Source organism: Ruminococcus difficilis, assembly GCF_016680995.1.
This window is the reverse complement of sequence record NZ_JAEQMG010000138.1, coordinates 1-2,047: the sequence shown is the minus strand read 5'-3', so window position 1 is coordinate 2,047 and position 2,047 is coordinate 1. Positions and strand designations below refer to the sequence as shown.

At 42.4% G+C, this 2,047-nt stretch carries 3 protein-coding genes and 1 other RNA gene; all 4 read left to right on the top strand.

What is annotated here, in order from left to right; all coding sequences use genetic code 11:
- Positions 1–134 (top strand): SsrA-binding protein (locus JKK62_RS12530; RefSeq protein ID WP_201428169.1); only part of this gene is annotated, 134 nt, incomplete at its 5' end.
- An 89-nt stretch (positions 135–223) separates the two neighbouring features.
- Positions 224–569: a transfer-messenger RNA gene (gene ssrA / locus JKK62_RS12525) on the top strand.
- A gap of 149 nt (positions 570–718) precedes the next feature.
- Positions 719–973, top strand: a complete 255-nt coding sequence (locus JKK62_RS12520) for a hypothetical protein (protein ID WP_201428168.1) — start codon at positions 719–721, stop codon at positions 971–973.
- Positions 974–994: 21 nt separating this feature from the next.
- Positions 995–1,801 (top strand): DUF4037 domain-containing protein, encoded by an 807-nt coding sequence (locus tag JKK62_RS12515; protein WP_243411844.1) that lies wholly within the window; start codon positions 995–997, stop codon positions 1,799–1,801.
- Positions 1,802–2,047 lie beyond the last annotated feature (246 nt).

The following is a 2,047-nucleotide window of genomic DNA, read 5'->3' as shown; positions in this document are numbered from 1 at the left end:
CTGATCTGGACAGCCGCGTTAAGCTTCAAGTCGGCTTATGCCGCGGCAAAAAGTTATATGACAAGCGCGAGGACATGGCAAGGCGCACAGCCAAGCGTGACATTGAACGCGCAATCAAGGAACAGAACCGGTGATTCCGGTTGGAAGTTGCGAATTACAAATTGCATGTTTGATTTCAATTATAACTTGTCATTTGTAACTTGTAATTCTCAACTTTACAAATGGGGATGTAAAGGTTTCGACGGGGGATGCGACCCCTGATAAGCGAGCGGCGGTGCGGGACCGCCATAAAATCCGCAAACTTTAAAATAACTGACAAAAAACCAGTTTTAATGGCTGCTTGATGCAGCTCGTCTCTGCGCGGAGCACCTCGGCCGCGTAAGAGGCGTCGACCAGAGGTAAAGGTGAACAGGGCTGAGCTTCAGGCTCTGTCATCAATTTGAAGCTACTAAAACGCGCAGCCTGTCGTTAGGCGGCGCGCGGAGGGAATGTCAAAATAGCGACTGCGCTCGGAGAAAGTCACGGCGAACATCTTTCGGACAGGAGTTCGATTCTCCTCATCTCCACCAGAAACGCCATGCTGACGCATGGCTCAATGAATAGAGAATAGAGAAAAACGAATAGTTTATAACAGATGTACCTTTGAGGCGTTTCCAGTGTATTATTCGTTATTCACTATTCTCTATTCTTTATTCATTAAATAGGAGAAAATGTAGTTATGGCATATAACAGTCCTTTGTTAGAAAAATCCTTATATTTTGCCGCACGCATTGTCAAGCTTTATCAATACTTATCAAAAGAGAAAAAGGAAATCATCATATCAAAGCAAATCATACGCAGCCTTCACCGGCAGAGGCGAAAAGTTTCTCCATCATTCCGACGTCCACTTGCAGAGCATGTCGTCATTTACTATCTATCCGCCTGTTGTGTCCTTACAAAATGTATTGGACAAGTTGATTTGAATATGATATGATATTTCTACGAAAAATCGAAATTGATAGGTGATGAAAAAATGATAAATCAACTATTTGAAAAACTATCCGAATATGCTCAGGTAGAGGCGATAGCACTCGGCGGTTCCCGTTCGGGAGAAAACTATGATGAAAAATCCGATTATGATGTGTATGTTTACATCACTGCGCCAATCGGAGAAGAAAGCAGACGCGCATTATTGGCTGATTACTGCCAATATATGGAGATTGGAAACCATTACTGGGAATACGAGGATAACTGCGTTCTGAACAATGGAATCGACATTGACATCCTTTACCGCAATTTGGACGAATTTTGTGACGGTGTTGCGAGAGTTGTCGAAGGATTTGAGGCAAACAACGGATATACCACCTGTATGTGGCATAACCTTTTGACCTGTAAAATTGTCTGCGATAAGCACGGAAGGCTTCAAAACGCCAAAGAGCGCTTTTCTGTTCCTTATCCCGAAGAACTTCGAAAAAACATCATCAAAAGAAACACAGCTCTTTTATACGGCGCTATGCCCGCATACTCTCTTCAAGTGAAAAAGGCTAACGTCAGAAACGACAGGGTAAGCGTTGTTCACAGAACAGCCGCCTTTTTGGAATCGTATTTTGATGTGATTTTCGCATTGAACAAGCAAACACATCCGGGCGAAAAGCGATTGATGGCGCTTTGCAGAAATAATTGCACGACTCTTCCTGAGCACTTTGAAGAAAACCTCAACCGACTTTTTGACGATATGCTGACACAAAGCGATAATCTGACCGAAGATTTGAATACGATTATTTCAGAGCTTAAAGCAGTGTTGCTACGGGAACGTTTATGATATTATCCATACAATTCTGATAAATTAATCAAAACAATCAATGCGGTTTTGCGGAGTAAGCAGTTCTTACAGAAGTTCACTACTCCACAGCTCTTTTCCGAAATCTCATCTTTTTTGCTCACCCTTAACATATGTCGAAAACTGTCGATTAACGTCGGCAGTTTTCTTTTTCAATAAAACGAGCACAATGTAGCCACAAACGTTGACAAGGTGATAAAACAAGAATATAATTAACTCAGGAGGTGC

What these genes read in the sequence shown, in the direction of transcription:
- JKK62_RS12520 (WP_201428168.1), top strand. Translation starts at nt 719, where the DNA reads ATGGCATATAACAGTCCTTTGTTAGAAAAATCCTTATATTTTGCCGCA.